The organism is Paenibacillus sp. FSL F4-0122, assembly GCF_038002845.1.
Taxonomy (GTDB): Bacteria; Bacillota; Bacilli; order Paenibacillales; family Paenibacillaceae; genus Paenibacillus_AQ; species Paenibacillus_AQ odorifer.
On the sequence record NZ_JBBODI010000001.1, the window covers coordinates 1978897 to 1995238 of the forward strand.

At 46.2% G+C, this 16342-nt stretch carries 11 protein-coding genes; all 11 read right to left on the minus strand.

Annotation, left to right across the window (positions count from 1 at the left end):
- Positions 1 to 20: 20 nt before the first annotated feature.
- The 11 genes from MHH49_RS08380 to MHH49_RS08430 all read right to left on the minus strand — a co-directional run bounded on the left by MHH49_RS08380 (position 21) and on the right by MHH49_RS08430 (position 16273).
- Complete coding sequence (locus tag MHH49_RS08380; protein ID WP_081386806.1) at positions 21 to 896, minus strand: alkaline phosphatase family protein; 876 nt, start codon at positions 894 to 896, stop codon at positions 21 to 23.
- 4 nt (positions 897 to 900) lie between these two features.
- A complete protein-coding gene (locus MHH49_RS08385; protein WP_076215547.1) occupies positions 901 to 1944 on the minus strand; it encodes an ABC transporter ATP-binding protein in 1044 nt (347 codons plus the stop codon).
- Positions 1941 to 2744, minus strand: coding sequence for an ABC transporter permease (locus tag MHH49_RS08390; protein ID WP_051491499.1), 804 nt, complete (start codon positions 2742 to 2744; stop codon positions 1941 to 1943). Before MHH49_RS08390 ends, MHH49_RS08385 begins: the two co-directional genes overlap by 4 nt.
- Positions 2741 to 3661: an ABC transporter permease gene (locus MHH49_RS08395; RefSeq protein ID WP_076107355.1), complete on the minus strand. Its 921-nt coding sequence runs from the start codon at positions 3659 to 3661 to the stop codon at positions 2741 to 2743. Before MHH49_RS08395 ends, MHH49_RS08390 begins: the two co-directional genes overlap by 4 nt.
- A 91-nt stretch (positions 3662 to 3752) precedes the next feature.
- Positions 3753 to 4865, minus strand: a complete 1113-nt coding sequence (locus MHH49_RS08400) for an ABC transporter substrate-binding protein (protein ID WP_036687329.1) — start codon at positions 4863 to 4865, stop codon at positions 3753 to 3755.
- A 274-nt stretch (positions 4866 to 5139) separates the two neighbouring features.
- Positions 5140 to 5919: an ABC transporter permease gene (locus MHH49_RS08405; RefSeq protein ID WP_036687327.1), complete on the minus strand. Its 780-nt coding sequence runs from the start codon at positions 5917 to 5919 to the stop codon at positions 5140 to 5142.
- A 15-nt stretch (positions 5920 to 5934) separates the two neighbouring features.
- Positions 5935 to 6711: an ABC transporter ATP-binding protein gene (locus MHH49_RS08410; protein ID WP_036687325.1), complete on the minus strand. Its 777-nt coding sequence runs from the start codon at positions 6709 to 6711 to the stop codon at positions 5935 to 5937.
- A 12-nt stretch (positions 6712 to 6723) separates the two neighbouring features.
- The gene (locus MHH49_RS08415) at positions 6724 to 7764 is read right to left on the minus strand and encodes an ABC transporter substrate-binding protein (protein WP_076215544.1); all 1041 of its coding nucleotides are present in this window, start codon (positions 7762 to 7764) and stop codon (positions 6724 to 6726) included.
- A 22-nt stretch (positions 7765 to 7786) separates the two neighbouring features.
- The gene (locus tag MHH49_RS08420; protein WP_076107352.1) at positions 7787 to 9241 is read right to left on the minus strand and encodes an aryl-sulfate sulfotransferase; all 1455 of its coding nucleotides are present in this window, start codon (positions 9239 to 9241) and stop codon (positions 7787 to 7789) included.
- Between the two features lie 25 nt (positions 9242 to 9266).
- Positions 9267 to 9806 carry a MarR family winged helix-turn-helix transcriptional regulator gene (locus tag MHH49_RS08425; RefSeq protein WP_036687318.1) on the minus strand — a complete coding sequence of 180 codons (540 nt, stop codon included), beginning with the start codon at positions 9804 to 9806 and terminating at the stop codon, positions 9267 to 9269.
- A gap of 575 nt (positions 9807 to 10381) precedes the next feature.
- Entirely contained in the window at positions 10382 to 16273 is a 5892-nt protein-coding gene (locus MHH49_RS08430) for an S-layer homology domain-containing protein (protein ID WP_341138090.1), read from the minus strand.
- Positions 16274 to 16342: the final 69 nt, after the last annotated feature.

A 16342-nucleotide genomic window follows, 5' to 3' on the forward strand; every position in this document is an offset into this window, starting at 1 on the left:
CTCGTGCTAATTATTTTATTTCATACCAACGGCAAAGGTTCTTCCACTTTGTCATGGGATTGCTTCTGCACAAGTGGAGGCAAGCCCTCCTTACTCATTGCTGCCGAAGGGGCCAGCCCCAAACAGTGGCACATTAAAGGAGCCATTCGCAGCTGTGGCAGTACTTCTTCCTCTTTTTCCGAAGATAATACATCTACCCCAAACGTATATAATGGCACATCTCGCTCGGAAGGAGTTATCCCGCCGTGGTACCCATTTGCGTTCATTCCGTGATCTGCCGTAATCATAATCTTATAGCCCTGTTCCATCCAAATAGGCAAAACAGTGGCCAACAGACCGTCAGCATTACGCACTGAAAACTCATATTCCTTGCTCTCTCCGCCATAACGATGCCCGGCGTCATCTATATTCATGGAGTGAATGTATAGGAAATGCGGATCATAGGCACTCCGTAAATACACAGCGTCGGCAAACACATGACTGTCGGGATAGTGATCCTCGAAATAAAAACTGCCATGCTGAATGGGCTTCATCACATTGTGCTGATGGCGATCAGCAAGCGGATCAAAAGGGGCCGAATTATAAAGCTCACTGACCCAATGATAGGCGACAGCAGCTGTGCGCAAATTAGCGCCCACTGCCAGATGGAATACGCTCTCTTCATGGCTTGGTCTCACAATATGGTTAGCCGTAATTCCATTTTTGGACACGGGTGTACCCGTCAAAAGCACTTCATAAAGCGGGCGTGACAGACTGGGTAATTCCGATTTCACTCGGTGACATGATATTTCCCCCTGCTCCACCAGATGCTCCATATACCCCATATATTCACGTGCGGCCTCATATCTAAGTCCGTCCAACACTACCACAATAAGTTTATTGTTCATTTCAGTCATCTTATTACGCTCCCTCTCGTTCCAGATGCAGCAGCTCAGAAGGGTTCAGAGCCAAGGTGACGTTAGCCCCTTCCACCAGCCTCAGCCAGCGTCCGTCATTTAAAAGATCAACCGTTAAGCAAATGTCTTCCACCTCTACCGTACACCTAATAATATTGCCCAATACGGAGACAGATTTAATGATGCCATCCACCAGTTGCACTCCGGCAGCAACCTCGTGAAGTCCCGCGCCCTCATGCAGCAGCGTAACCGCCTCAGGCCGAATAGCAAAGCGGTCCTTCGTGCTATCTATCCCCCGGAACAACGTCATCACTTCTGATCGGGTCAATACATTGTAACTGCCCATAAACCGGGCAACGAACTCTGTTCGTGGTGCGGAGTACAACCCCTCAGGTGTGCCATCCTGCACAATCCGGCCACCGTTCATAATACAGATGCGGTCTGAAAGAATCAGCGCCTCCTCCTGATCATGCGTCACGAATAGTGTCGTCATGTTAAACCTTTTTTGAATATCACGAATTTCAGCACGTAAATTCTTGCGTATCTTAGCATCAAGTGCGCTTAAAGGTTCATCCAGCAGCAATACTTTGGGCTGCACCGCTAGAGAACGAGCCAGCGCTACCCGCTGCTGCTGTCCACCAGAGAGGGACTGCGGATATACATCCCGTTTATCCTCCAGATCGACCAATGCCAGCAATTCCGCGCAGCGATGATGGCGGGCTGATTTCGATAATCCCCGCATTTTCATACCATACTCGATATTTTGGCTCACCGTCAGATTGGGGAACAAGGCATAAGACTGAAACACCATTCCTACCTCGCGCTTACGGGGCGGCAAACTTCCCAGATCTTTATTTTCCAAAAGAATTCTGCCGCCATCCAGCTCTGAAAGACCGGCTATACAGCGTAGCAATGTGCTTTTTCCACAACCGGAGGGGCCTAGCAGTGTCACAAGCTCACCTTCACGGATCTCCAAATCAACATTGTCTAACACACAGGTATTCCCAAACATTTTGCGTACACCCTGCAGCTTTAGATAATCATTCATCCCTTAATACCTCCCCCCATCTTTTTACCGAGCTTCATTAGTACCATCGAAAGAATTAGAATAAACAGAAAATAAGAGATCGCAATCGCACTGGCCAAATGTCCACTTTCACCAACCCTTTGATATAGATATACCTGAATCGTCTGAATATGTCCGCCAACTAACATGTTCGTAAGAACAAATTCGCCGAATAGAACTGAAAATGATAACAGTGTAGAGACGATAACCCCAGGCCATATATTAGGCAAAATCACATTCAAGAAGGCCGTTCTTCGGCGGGCACCAAGCAGCTCCGCAGCATGCAGCAGTTCTACGGCATTAACCGTTAACAGACTATTGCGAATGCCCTGATACATATAGGGAAGGATGACCACAAAATATGCGCCCACCAATAAATACGCTGTTCCAGCGATATCAAAAGGACCAGAGGAATAGGTACGAATAAGACCTACCGCAGCCACAACACCAGGCACCGCATAAGGCAAAACAACAATACCTTTCATAAAGCTCTCCCAGCGCGGAAAATAGAGGGTGATGACAAAAACAGCTGGCAGCATCACGGCCAGACTCAGCACCACGCTGATCAGGCATAAATAAAGCGAGGTCCAAAGCGCCTCCAGAAAGCGAATATCCTCAAACATTTCCCCAAACCAATTCAAGGTCCAAGCTCGGGGCAGCAGGGTATTCTGCCAGTCTTGTGCAAAAGCATAAATACCCGTCGCCAAAAGAGGAAGCAGCAAATACACCATGAGCAGCAGCATGAAGGTGCGTGGAGCGAAGCCTGCTTTGCGTATATTCATTGCCCTACCTCCTCACGAGCTGTCCATAAACGCCGGGAAGCTTTGATTTTCACATCCGGTTTACTGAGTGCTTTCGTTCCAAACCTCTCCGCACGCCGCACCATTAAATGGTTCAGATAAACCGCCAAAATCGTAGTCAGACCAAGCAGAACAGCAAGCGTACTCCCCATTTGTGGCTGTGTAACCACATCTCCGGCAACCAGTGAACCGATACGTACCGCCAACAGATTGTAATTTCCGCCAACCAATGCGTAAGCCGTGGCATAAGCCCCCATTGCATTAGCAAAAAGAATTCCAAGTGTGCCAAAGATCGCTGGAGTTAGAATAGGCAGGCCAATCGTCTTCCAGAACTGCCAAGGCCCAGCCCCCAGTAAGGACGCTGCCTCTCTCCACTGCTCACGGATTCCGTAAAAGGACGGGTACAAAAGCAATAAGGCTAACGGAACCTGAAAGTATACATACACCAGTATTAGACCTGACCAGCTATATAGATCAAAATCGGCAAAAACACTCCAGCCCCACTGTTTAAATAAGAGTGTAAATACCCCATTATTTCCGAGCAAAATGATATAAGCAAACGCCAGCGGAACACCTGCGAAATTAGAGGTCATATTCGACAGCATTAGAAGTCTATCGCGTACTCTCGGGGTAAACCGGGTAATGCAATAAGCACAAAAAAGTCCGACAATGATCCCTATCAGACTTGAGGTTATGGAGATTAGCAGACTGTTCTTAATCGCCTGCATGTAATAGGCACTTTGCAACGCATGCAGATAATTGCCTAACGTAAATCCCGTTCCGTCCGCTGTGCGTAAGCTTCCCGTCAGCATGGATATTATAGGTACCAGTTGAAAGGCTAACACCATTAGTGCAAATGGAATAAGTGCCAGGATCACACCGCGGCTTCTTTGTTTCATCTTACTCGCTCCTTGTCGCGGGAATAGAACAAAGGCGCCTTACGGCATCATGACGAAGGCGCCCTGCTTCTTTTTTGGAGAGAAATGAATACTAGTTCAAATGCACAAGCACACGTTCCTGCCACAATTGAGGAATGGTTTTTGCCGTCTCTTCCCATACCTTGTAATCACCAACAGGCTTAGCGTTGACATATTCTTCTTTTGGCAGCAGCTTAGCTGCAACATCATCCGGCAACGTTACACTGTCACGGATCGGACGAGCGTAACCTTTGGCAAGATTAATCTGTCCTTCATCACTAAGGATGTATTGGCGTGTAAGCTTCGCCGCGTTAGGATGCGGCGCATATTTGTTGATGATCGTGGCATACCCGCTCACGACACTGCCTTCTTGTGGAATGGCTACAGCGAAGCCATCTTTGTTGATCTGGTCTCTATAATTCAAAGCGTTGAAATCCCACAGCAGGGTAACTTCCACTTCACCTTTTTCAATGTTGGCAAGGGAAGCCTCTGCATTGGAGAGACGTCCTTTTTTAGCTAAATCCTCGAAAAAAGCAATCCCTGGTTCAATGTTCGACTCGTCGCCACCAAAGGCAATCGCTGCGGCCAATACAGCCATCTGTGCTTGAGCAGCTTTGGTTACATCACCAACGATGATTTTGTAATTGCCGTTCTTCAGATCTTCCCAGCTCTTCGGCGGATTCGCCACGAGCTTAGTGTTAGTCAGAAAAGAGATGGTGCCTTGATAGCCGACGATCCAATTTCCGTCCTTGTCCTTAGCCCAATCAGGGATTTCATCCCAGTAGGATGTTTTATAAGGCTGTGTTACCCCTTTCTCCACGGCAACCGATCCAAACGCAATCCCCACATCTCCGATGTCGGCCGTTGGTTTGTCTTTTTCCGCATCAAACTTGGCAATTTCCTCCGCGCTCGACATATCGGTATCCGAATGTGTAAGACCATACTTACTGTCCATATCACTCCATGTATCTTTCCAGTTCGCCCAAGAATCCGGCATTCCTACACTGACGATACTGCCCTCTTCTTTAGCTTTACTCTCGATCTCAGTCAGACTTAATTCTTTGGTGCCAGCCTTTCCATTCGTTGTTTCTTCAGCCTTGGCTGAATTTCCACAAGCAGCAAGCAACAGGACGAGCAAGGATAACATTAGACCCATTGATAATTGATTTTTGATCCCTTTTTTCATGATTTCCCCTTCACTCCTATTTCTTATTTGCGGGCTTCTTTATGCTCCAACTGTTAGGCACCCAATTGCAGTATAGGCGTGTACTATTTTCGCGGCATTAAGGAGAATAGGAATATTTGTAAATAAAAAGAAACGACCTGTCGTCTTTTTTAGATGACCGCCGTTTCCCTTAGAAATACAATTTACTTACAATGACAAAAAACATTCGTATAAACTTCAGTCCAAGTAAAAAACTGCCCGACATTTCCAGGCAGTTTTACATGTATGAATATAACTACCGTCTACGCGCTGCCACACTGACAACACCGTATCTGTAAAGCACCTTCTTACCGAACCAGCCAAAAAGCCGATCCGTAAAGAAGCCCATAAAGCCAAGGCAGAACAACCCGACAAAGATCCAATCCGTACGGAAAAACAACCGGGAATTCCAGATCAGATAACCTACACCTTCGTTCGAAGCAATCATTTCCGCGCCGATAATCGCCATATATGAGGTGCCCATCGCTAACCGGATACCCGTAAAAATATAAGGGATCGTCGCCGGAACGACCACATGAATCAGAATTTGCCACTCACTGGCGCCCATACTGCGGGCTGAGCGGATTTTGTCCTCTTCCACGGACATCACACCGGTTAAAGTATTCAGCACCACGATAAAAAAGGTGGCGTACATAATTAACGCAATCTTCGACTGCTCCCCAATACCAAACCATACTAGGAACAAAGTAATGAATGCAATCGGCGGGATAAAACGGATAAAGTTCAGGAAAGGCTCCGCAAAAATACGGATCAAGTTCACCTTCCCAATGATTAGTCCTACGGGAATCGCCAGTAAACTGCCGAGTACCCAACCAATGAGCACCCGATAAAAGCTAATCCCTATATATTGCAGCAAGGTTCCGTCTTCCAGCAGCTCCCGTCCGCCCTTAAGTGTACTCCATGGTCCGGGGATCACATCGGGGCCATAGATTACAGCTCCAAGCTGCCAGACGCAGAGCGCGGTAATCCATAGAAGGGTTACGGAAACCCACTTCTTCTCCACCCATTTCCTCATCTGTCTCACCCTATCCTATTCTTCGAAATGACCTTGAATTTGATTGTATAACGAGTAGAATTCCGGTGAGGTTACGTCCCGCGGATACGCCAGTGTATTGTCATAAATATCTGTAATATTAGAGGACGGTCCTACTGACATAATGCCAATTCGTTCTCCCAGCAATAACGCCTCCTGAATATCATGAGTTACAAAAATCACCGTCTTATGTGTCTGGCGCCAAATGTTGACCAATTCCTTCTGCATCGTTCGGCGCGTCATCGCATCCAGCGCACCAAATGGCTCATCCATTAGCAGAATCGCTGGATCATTCGCCAGCACCCGAGCCAGCTGAACACGCTGCTTCATACCCCCAGACAGCTCCTTCGGGAACTTCTCCTCATGCCCGTTCAGCCCAACAAGCCCGATGAACCTATCCGATATTGTGTGCCGTTCCGCCTTTGCGATTTTCTTCATCCGCAATCCGAACTCCACATTCTGCCGGACGGTTAACCAAGGGAATAAGGAGGAATCCGCCTGCTGGAACACAACCGCCCGATCTCTGCCGGGCTTATTCACCTCTACATTATCCACCCGTAGATGCCCACCAGATTTGGAGACAAACCCGGCGATCATATTCAGCAGTGTTGATTTCCCGCAACCACTCGGCCCAAGCAGAACGAAGAATTCCCCACCTTTAATTACGAGATCTACATCTTTTATAATGTAGTGAATGTCCCCAGCAGTTGGTTCGCTGTAGCTTTTACGGAGCTGCTCAATATGAATGGTATGCTGCTTAGCAGGTAATGACATTCTGAACTCCCCCTATTTCTTGTACGTAACCTCTTCTGGCAATGCCTTCGCCAGCGGCTCAAGATTCAGCTTGCTATCCAGATCGAAATCCTTCTCGATGATTCCGTTGTCGACCATATATTTCTTCTGCTTGGTCAAACTGTCATACGCTGCTTGAGTAAATCCTAGTGCCCACGGATTATTCGGCAGGTCTTTTATCGTAGATTCCTTAGGCTGCTTCACTTCCTTATACATCAGATCAGCAACCTCATCTGGGTGAGCCTGAGTATAGGCTCCAGCTTCATCCACCGCTGCTAGGAAATTCGCTATACCTTGCGGATTCTTAGCCGCAAAATCATTTTCCGTTACAATCCCCATCCCCAATCGAACCGTGGTTTTAGACATATCCGTCAGTTCATGAACACCTTTAAGCGCATAGAGCTTATCATTCAGAACCGAACCATAAAACCATGCTCCATCCACAGCACCTTGCTTCAAAGCGATATAAGCTTCATCAAAGGCACCCTGTCCTATTAACTCCACATCACTGAGAGCGGCATTATGCTCTTTCAAATATTCATCCCAAAGGTACGGAATGAAGGTGCCGCGTATGAAACTCAGCTTCTTTCCCTTCAAGTCTTCAGCCTTCTGAATATCGTCCTGTACGAACAATTTCCATTCAGTGGACGCTTCATCAGTCGCTAATCCCGCCGAGGCGATAATAGCATAATCGCCCTTCGCCACTGCGTTCAGCAATGGGAAGTCTGCCCCGAAAGCCACATCCACCTGTTTAATAAAAAGGGCATTTACACCTTCCGCAGGGGAACCAAAGTTGACTAGTTCAGCGTCAATCCCGTGTTTGGCAAAGATGCCTTTATCTAATGCCACCCGAAAAGTGGGATTCGTATTGATGTCAGCAATTTTTATCTTTAATATCTCATCTTTGCTGTTCGCCGCTCCCTCTTTAGAGGCATTAGAGGCAGCCGCATCGCCCTTGGAGCTGCAGCCCGATAAAAGGATAACCACTGATAAAGATAAGAGCAGAAAGCTTGAGCTGATCCATGATTTTTTCAACCGACACATCTCCTCAAATTTGTTAATTTACCTTGCGGCTGCTGCCTTCATCCGTCGTCGCCACACAAGCAGCTCCTTCAACAAAGGGCAGGGTTGTCGCCACACTTACCACAGAATCCGATCCTTTAGGTGCAGCCCCCGGGACTCTGAACTGTGTTACGTCTATTGGCTCAATCGCTTGTTCAACTGGCGCTTCCAACTGTGGTACCCAGGCATAAGGCACACGGTAGGAACGATAGACCATGTTGGTATTTCTGGAGTCCGTAAATGGCGAGATATATTCCCATACCAGTTCATGTTCTGGCGTAACCTCAAAGAGTCTGCCGTTAGAACCTTCTGTAATTAAGGTATTGCCATTCGGAAGCCGTTGAGCTGAGCTGATATATGGACTGTAGAATTTATAAGAATCGGTTGGGACAGAGAAACCAGCTTCTGCCGCTGTATATTGCCACTCAATCTCAAGAGTCACGGGATTAATCTCCAGAATTCGCGAGTGGTCGCGGAGTGCATTTTTTTGCCCAAAAGGAGAAGATGGATTTGGAAGACCATAACCGCCCCAGCCCCCGTTATCGAATACAAGTAAGTTACCTTCTCCCGGCAAACCTTTCGGAATGATGTGCGCATGATGCTGGCCAATGATCCAGTCGATATGCTTCACTTCTGGCAGCGAGTAATCCGGACCGATTCTCCAAACGATGGCTCCGGTACGCTTATCCGTTATCGCAATAATATTTGCTTCCCGCGCATCCCAGATCACGTTATCCGGATGGAAACGCTCGTCACCTGCATCGTAAAACTTATTGGGTCCTACATAAGAAGCCGAATTGATATGCAGCCAGTCCCCAACACCGCCACCTAGATTTCCGAAAGAGCGTGAGTTAGGATCACGGAATAGTACATTTTTGGCAGCTTCATCAAAGCCTAGCTCATCAAAATGTTCATTTGGAGCCCACTCCCAGACGATATTCCCCTCCCAGTCCACCTCAAGGATCGTGTCATCAAGCAATTGTTTGTCGGAGATCTGAGGATTGTAGATATTTTTGTGAGCAAGAATTAGCGTTTTGCCACTGTCTACCTTGGGTTCAAGCCCTGGTGCAAAATATCCGACCGGATTGCCTTCGCGCTGATAGTCATGATGCTGGCGGGCATACCAGAGGGGTTCATAACCCGGATCTTCTATATGTTCATAGCTGTTATATTTCCACACGATGTTCCCATCCCAGTCCACCTGTACCAGATCTACATTATCCTGTATGCCGAATTTGGGATCTCTTCTTCCTGTGCTGCCCAGCACATAACCACCCGGGAAGATTTTAGCCGGAAATCCAAGCAGCCCCTTCCACAAATGCACCTCTTTACCGTTCATATCTATCAGTACAACACCTTCTTCACCAGCTTGAAATACAGTATAGCCACTCCAGGCTTTGTCAGGGTTATATACGGTTGCTCCAGTTGGATAAATGGTTGAATGTCCCATCGTTCATCTCTCCTATTTTCAATTTTTAGTAGCTAAGATAATTACTTTTTTTAGTGGTTGTGCGTGGCTTCTGTTCAAGGGTTGGAGAGGTCTCTGCATTCTCCTTGGCGAGCTTCAGCAGGATATCCGAGAATCCTTCTAAATTGCTAATGATCCGCTGATAAAAGTCATTTTGCTGCGCCAATTCCTCCTCCGTAAACCCCTCAAACAAAAGCGAAATACATCGTTCTCCGATGTTGCTGTTCTGCTCCGCCAGCTTGCGGCCTTTATCCGTAATATCCAGCATTACCGTTCTACGGTCGCCTTCTTTACGTCTACGTACGGTATATCCACCCGCCTCAAGCTTATCGCTCAATGCGGTAATCGCACCTGAGGTGAAGTCTAGTTCATCCGCTAAGTCTCCTAGCCTTTGCTCACCATCGCGAATGATTTTGTGCAGAATCAGCATGCCTGGTAAGGAGATGCCTGCTACGGCGACCTTATCCCGCTCTTTCACGAATCTGCGAACCGCCTTGCGAAATGCCCAATCCGTCTCCTCCAGCTGTCTCCAATACTGTTCGCTCATGCTTACCTCTGCTTTCTCCCAATCAGCCCATAAAAAAAGACTCCCAGCACCTACCCCTGACAAGGGAAAAGTACGGGAGCCTTTGGTGGTCCAATCAGCTCGGTTGAATTATTTCACTGTTCATTTAATTACTGTTTAAGTATTGGTGATATCATATACCCCTTTATTCCTACCTGTCAAGTGCGTATTTTTAAGAATTCAAAAAAAGAGCACTCACAAAGGTGCCCTCTAACTTGTAAGCTTATTGACCACTTTCCAGTACAAGCGCATGACTGTCTTCATCATAAACCTGCATAAAAGATTATACGGCCGGTAAATAACGCTCTAACCGGTAAATATATTTTACCCGATTCCTGAAGTGGCAGATTGGAGATATTTAATTTCACTTGCACTCCTTGCAATCTATCTTTTATTTCGAAAAATTTGAAAATTAAAAATTAATCCAAAATATTATATATGAAAAATCATATGAGTAGTGAGAATTTCCTTTTTTTCATAGAAGAACATGAAGACTACACGCCAAAAATGACAAAAAGCAGACCAGAGTCACCTCTGCCTGCCTTTGCCATCCAATCTTATAAATTAATTATTCCATATAACAGTTTTGCGATTTCAGCGCGGGTTACTTTACCACGAGGGTCAAAGTTATTGTTGTCCTTGCCGTCAAGGATTCCCTTAGCCTGTAAATCAATGACTGCTTGCTTCGCCCACTCAGATACGCTATTCATATCCTTGAAGCTTGCAGTAGCAGCAACGGAAGCTTGCGATCCAGCTTTATACTGCATCAGTTTCTGCAAGACAACTGCCGCTTCCTCACGGGTAATTGCATCTTTAGGGCGGAACTTGCCATCACTGCCTTGGATCAATCCAAGCTGGACAGCTTTGTCTATCGACTGTGCATAATAAGCATCTTTAGATACATCTGCGAAAGCACTCTGGGCGATAGCTCCACTTGCCTCATCCAATCCGAGAGAACGAATGGCCAGTGTAACAAAGTCTGCGCGGGTTACATTCGCCTGTGGTCCATAATGCGTATCGTCAATCCCTTTAATCACATGCTTAGCCGTCAGCTTGGAAATATACGACTCTGCCCAGTGGCCAGCAGTATCCCTAAATTGCTTATGGTATTCCAGCACCGCAAAGGAGGAAAAGTGATTTGTTGTGAAGGTAACGGTATTATCCTTAAACACTCCACCCAAATATTCTAACGTGCTGCCATTTACATAATAGACACCCGCAAAATCCGTATCGAGCTTAGCAAGCTGTTCCTTAGTCAGCGTCAAGGTAACCGTAACAGTACCTTTAAGCTGATGGATAGCTGTTTCTTTGCCGCCTGCTGATGTACTGAGGTTCATCGTAACGGTAGCTCTAGCTGGACCCATTCCAGCGACATTGGCCTGTACAGAAATCATACTCATATCAATGCTTAGTAGCAGCATATCACTGCCTGCCGGGATGGCTGGTAAGGAGCTTGTCGGTACGCTCAATGTAACGTTAGAAGACACAATATTCAGGTTCAGCTTCTTATCGATAGCCTGTTGTATACTCGCTGCATCAAGAGCAATTCTAATCTGATCTTGAGCCGAGGCGGCTCCGCCTACGCTAATCTTTAGGCTTCCCCCTGTAGCAGCTTCCTCTATCCGCTTCTTCAAGGCTGACGGATCAGCTATATACGTTCCATTACTTCCTAATGTCAGTTCAATGTTTCCTTTTCCCGCTCCAGGTGTGGCTGTAGGCGGTGGAGTCACTGTTGGCACTGGGAAAACTACTGGAGGTGCCGTTGTCACCTCAGGTGTTGGTGTCGGCGTCACTTCTGGCGATGGCGATACCTCAGGTGTCGGCGTTACCTCTGGCGACGGTGTTGGTGTCACCTCTGGTGTCGGCGTCACATCCTCTTTTCCAGTGTAAAAGCCCCAGATATCTGAAAGCACACTGCCGGAGTGATCATCCTCAACCTTTGTGTACCATTGGTAGTAGCTATCCGGATTTAGCTTACTCCAAATGACCTGAGTCTCCGCGCCACTCTCTACTTGTTGATTGGCCGAAATTTCCTGATCGCTGTAAACCTTGACTCCGATATAGTCGGTAGCCACACGTTTAGTCACAGGCTGTAGATCCAGATCCAGAACGAACTCATCTTTGCCTGGATATTCGTCTTCATCATAGTAGTTATAATCATCCAAATAAGGCGAATAAGTCTTCACGCGAAGTTTGTTATTAGCAACATCGAACTGAAGCAGACGGATATAGCCAAGGCCTCCTTCTTCAGCACCTTGATAATCTGCCAGCATTTGATAGACACTGCGGTCTGGAATACCGTCACCGTTATCATCCAGCTCGTCCACCTTAAGCTCAGCATCATGATAATGGCCGGACAGTGCTGCGATTACGTTTTTGTTAGGTTTCACAACCATCTCAAAAATCTTATCCGCAATAGGTGCACGGTTATTAGAAACCAGCAAATATTCATGGAGACAAAGAATCGCTTTACGCTCTGGATAACGGGCAACGATCTCATTCATCCATTCGATTTCTTCCTCAGCCAATCCCCAGCCCATGTATACAATAACAAAATCATTTCCGTTCGCAGACACTAAATCGTAATGGCCCCTGTTGTTGTCATAAGAGCCACCGAAGGTCGGCATATTCTTGAATCTCCACTCCCCAAAATACTCCCAGAACTTCGTGTAATCCCCGGTTTGATGGCCTACGTCATGATTACCCGCAAGAACACCATAAGGAATGTTAGCTCCCTCCAGAACCTTCATGTTCCGGTCAGCTTCCTTCCACTCATACTCCTGATAGGATTTATCCACGACATCTCCTGTATGGATTACATATTTCAGGTTCAAGCTCTCTTTGTTGTCAGCTATCCATTCTACATTTTTACGGTAAATGTAAGGGTAGCTCTGTGAATAATATTGTGTATCAGACATCCATACAAAAGAGAAATCATACGTATCTTGTGTTACTGTAGGTGCTGTCTTAGCCACAGAAGCAATTTCGTCCTGAACCATTACAGCAATGCTATTTCCATTAGCATATGCTCCAGCTGTAACCGTGGATTTCAGCTCAAAATCCTCTGTTCCAGCGATTAAATGATCCAGCTGTAACCATTTTTGTTGAGCAGGGCTCCAAGCGTAGAGACTTACTTTACGTCCCGGCAACGAATTCCCTTTCCATTTAATATCTACACGATCTGACGCCTTAACCGACTCATCCAGCTTAATTTCATAACGCTGATAAGGGAATTGATCAACAGCATCATTAATTAAATATTGTCCGTCCACCGCACTTATTTTACTGTAGTCGTCACCGCTAAGCGCTTGTTCGCCCGCAGGTTCGGATTGTTTCGGCGGCTCTGTATCGGATGCGTTTATAAACCCAGCAAAGCCGTGCTCTGGATGGTTAGCATCGTACTTGAATCCTCTAAAGAAGGTAACGTTTATCTTATCCTGATTAGGATCTTCAACCTTAATCTTTAAAGTCGGATTAGTACCTACAGCAGTCTCCCAGTTCGTAGGAGAAATAAGCAGTGGTGCAAATGGATTCTCATTCGGCACATGGAATGCAATTACCCTTTCTGCCTGATTGCCGATCTTATCCAAGGCTGTGATAGAAAGCGTATGATCCCCAGCGGATAACTTCCCGGATGAAGTAGCATAGGGCAGTTCAATGACATTACCGTCCAGCTTTACACTGACCTTATCTACACCCGCATAGGTATCCTTAACTTCAGCAGCAATTTCAAAATTGCCACGGTAAGTTTGTCCTTCTTCTATCGATGCTTTAATGGATGGTGGCGTGTTATCGACAATCACGTTTGATGATACTTTCGTTCCACCTTCGGTAAGCGTTACTTTATGTTCTCCGTCAGGTACTTCTTTAGTATTCCAGTTATACGCCTTTGAGCGGAACAAATCCGCTTTCAGATCAAACTGGAAGCCGAGGGATTCGTGCTTACCTGCGCTGTCCCCCATCTTGATTTCCTTATCACGTTCTGCATAAGCCGGATCCCAAATTTCGGTACCGTCTGCCAGCAGGAGACGAACATTTTTCACTTCAAAATCATCCTTATTCTCCTCAGGACGAGGGTCAAAGGGGGAAGATTTAGAGCCCGCCCGAATGTAAATCACATTATCCGCGCCCACTTGTAAAGCGGCAGAAGAAATAGGAAAAGTCAATGTAGTATACGTAGTAATCGGGTCCAGAAAGGTATACAGAATACTGGCATCTCCTAGTTCTTCCGGTCCCATCGTGATGGCATTTTTAAAATAATAATCCACATTTTTGGCTTCAAATACAAAGTAGGCATCATTCTCAAGTGCAGTATATGCCTCGTTATTGCCCAGTAGCTTACTGTCGATGCTCAAGCCTAAATCATCAGCCTTAGCGGTGGCAGAGGTTCCTTTTACGGTCACAGAACCATTGATCAATTGCCCCTCCTTCACGTTCAAACGAAGTGGGGATTGATCCTGTCCTCCTGTAACTTTTACTTTTATTACTGGAGATTGTGTTTCATTCGTTCCATCAGAAACGACAAAGTAATATTGAATTTCATTTCTGCCAATCAAATCAGCAGAGGTCAATTTAAAGTGATACAAGCTGTCGTTGAAGTCTTGGGATAGATTGTGGCTAACAGCCTCCGGCTGCTTGTCCGAAGATACTCTAACCTCCACAGAAGTAACAGCTTTATTGTCATCAGCAAAAGCCTTCAAATCGAGACCCATCGACTGGTCAATCTCCGTTACGCCCGTCAGATCTTCTACTGATGGTTTCTCTGTATCCGGCTCCACATGGATCGGCGTGTTTGGAAGTTGTGTTACATCTGTATGGCCTGGTGACGGAACGGCTGAGCCCGTACTGATCTTGAGCATTTTGCTTAGTCCATTGACAGGATACTTGTATAGAAGGGCTTTATTTTCTTTAGTATCGTCACCTTTAGCTCCACCATCGTAGGTGAGGTCTGCATCATAATACGCGGAGGAAATTTCTTTCTCCGTGTTACTTTTGATTACGACTGCCCGGCGGCCTGAGTTCGCCATACCATCGCTTTTGATCAAAAAGAGATTGGTGCCTTCAATTAAGTTTGTGTTGAATTCTGTATTGAAATCATTAGCAGTGTAAGTGCTATTTGCACTATTAATAACCCAAAACACCACGGACTGCTGTGCAGGAATCAGAAAGTTCTCTGGTGTCGAAGGCCACTTCACATCAGAAGCGTTACCTTTATCGGGATAACGATAATAGACCTTGTATTCCTTGAAATTAACTGGTGCATCGGTATTGTTATAGACCTCAATGAATTCAAAAGCGTCGCTGCTCGTTCCTTTTACATTCGTCGAGTTTGGCAGCAGCTCTGTGATTAACAATGGTGGCACATTGTTCGGATCGAACGCCGGCAGATTCACATGAACAGAATAACTCTCTGTCACATTGTTAACGCGGATGCTGTAATGCAGCTCCGGCTCTTCCAGCGCAGCTGCAGGAATCATTGCCGCATAATCGTCCCCACCTTTTGAGGTCATGGTGATTACCGTATCTTTCACCTGAGAAGGAGAGCCATACTGTAGCTTCACTACGGGTAGTGATCCATCTGCCCCGCTTTCCAGATTAGTAATCTTCGCACTGATAGGAAGATCGGCTGGATCAACACTACTCTGTGCGATATGTTCAATCACTGGCTGCTTGTCCCCAGGAACTAGCTCAGGCACTTGTTCTGCCTCTACGGTTCCAGGCGTAGCCACAACCGTTCCCGAATTCGCCATGAGGTTCATAACGGAGCTATCTGCCTGCAAATATTGATAGAAGATCCCGTTATTCTCCTTCACCTGTTCTTTTCCATAGGAAGCAGAAACAATTAGCGTATCTCCTGCATTGCTTTTAATTTGTAAATTACGCGCAGAAGTATTAGCCATCCCCCCGCCACCGTTGATCCGGAACAGATTCACTCCTTCCTGCAAAGCTGCAGTAGGACTAAAGTTTTTGATGAAATCCTCCGTAGGAACATTCAGATTATTGCCGTTCATAATCCAGAAAACAATATTTCCATGCGCCGGTATTACAGCATCACCATTAGGTGCCCATGTATCTTTGTCATTATAAAAGAAATAATAATCCTTAAAATTAACCGGCTTGTCCGTATTATTGTAGACCTCAACGAACTCGTAACCATCTACAGAGGTTCCATCTGTCCCTTTTACATTTTTAGTATCCGGAACAACTTCTGTAATCAGTAATGCTCCTGGATGGTTAGGTACCGCGTACACATCTGCCATTACAGTCGGTTGACTTAAAAGCGTGTCGAGCTCAACCTGTTCATCAAAATGCGCCTCTAATTCGGAAGATGTCTGCTCCATCTCCAGCTGCTGCTCCTCGGCATATCCTGCTGGAACCATGATTCCAAACATCAGACTGCTGGCAATTACGCTGGATAGAAAACGTTTAGCTTTTGCTGTTATTCTCAAAACTCCGAACACTCCCCATTTGTTTGATTGTGATTCAATGCATAAATATGCATTGAAGCTCATCTGGAA

Bases quoted from the DNA above. Each gene is read 5' to 3' on its own strand.
- MHH49_RS08385 (WP_076215547.1), bottom strand. From the start codon at position 1,944: ATGAATGATTATCTAAAGCTGCAGGGTGTACGCAAAATGTTTGGGAAT.
- MHH49_RS08420 (WP_076107352.1), bottom strand. From the start codon at position 9,241: ATGGGACATTCAACCATTTATCCAACTGGAGCAACCGTATATAACCCT.
- MHH49_RS08395 (WP_076107355.1), bottom strand. From the start codon at position 3,661: ATGAAACAAAGAAGCCGCGGTGTGATCCTGGCACTTATTCCATTTGCA.
- MHH49_RS08405 (WP_036687327.1), bottom strand. From the start codon at position 5,919: ATGAGGAAATGGGTGGAGAAGAAGTGGGTTTCCGTAACCCTTCTATGG.
- MHH49_RS08410 (WP_036687325.1), bottom strand. From the start codon at position 6,711: ATGTCATTACCTGCTAAGCAGCATACCATTCATATTGAGCAGCTCCGT.
- MHH49_RS08425 (WP_036687318.1), bottom strand. From the start codon at position 9,806: ATGAGCGAACAGTATTGGAGACAGCTGGAGGAGACGGATTGGGCATTT.
- MHH49_RS08390 (WP_051491499.1), bottom strand. From the start codon at position 2,744: ATGAATATACGCAAAGCAGGCTTCGCTCCACGCACCTTCATGCTGCTG.
- MHH49_RS08380 (WP_081386806.1), bottom strand. From the start codon at position 896: ATGACTGAAATGAACAATAAACTTATTGTGGTAGTGTTGGACGGACTT.
- MHH49_RS08400 (WP_036687329.1), bottom strand. From the start codon at position 4,865: ATGAAAAAAGGGATCAAAAATCAATTATCAATGGGTCTAATGTTATCC.